This window comes from Syntrophomonas sp. UBA5494, from assembly GCF_002426325.1.
The window spans coordinates 16,561-17,171 of the sequence record NZ_DIPG01000139.1 but is presented as its reverse complement, the minus strand read 5'-3'; the positions used below and the strand labels follow the sequence as shown (position 1 = coordinate 17,171).

The window sequence follows — 611 nt, the reverse complement described above, 5'->3', positions numbered from 1 at the left end:
TGCTTTCCTGTCCACCGGCTATACAAATATCGGCCCGGCCTATTTTTATCATCTGCACGGCCAGATCGATAGTCTTGATGCCGGAAGAACATACTTTATTAACGGTTATTGACGGAACTGATTCAGGAAGTCCTGCCAATATGCTGGCCTGCCGGCTTGGTACCTGACCGCATCCGGCCGGAACTACCTGCCCCATGATGACATAATCAATATCTTCTCCTTTTACCTTGCCTTCAGTCCGGCGCATTACTTCCTGGATCGCCAGGGCTCCCAACTGAGCCGCATCGTATTCTTTTAACAGACCTCCGGATCTACCGTAGGGGGTCCGACAGGCTTCAACACAGACTACTTCTCTTAATTTGGCATATTGGTTTTCAGTTATTTTGCCCATACCTGAAAACGTGGCTTTTCTTTCACTAAATTTGGCAATGGGGGCATCTTTATATACATCAGCCCGCTTCCTCAACATTTTTTGCACTACTTTTGACATACTGTATTCTCCTCCAATCATTACATGATATCCACCTTGTGGTACTTGGCCTTCGAATTGCTCATTGATCACTCCTTTCATAAAAAAAGTCCCCGGCAAATCAAATTTGACGGGGCTCTAT

General features: G+C 46.0%; 1 protein-coding gene. It reads right to left on the bottom strand.

From position 1 onward, the window contains the following. The coding region (locus tag B3W37_RS15615) for a thiolase family protein (protein WP_483176363.1) at positions 1 to 490 on the bottom strand (490 nt) is incomplete at its 3' end. Positions 491 to 611 lie beyond the last annotated feature (121 nt).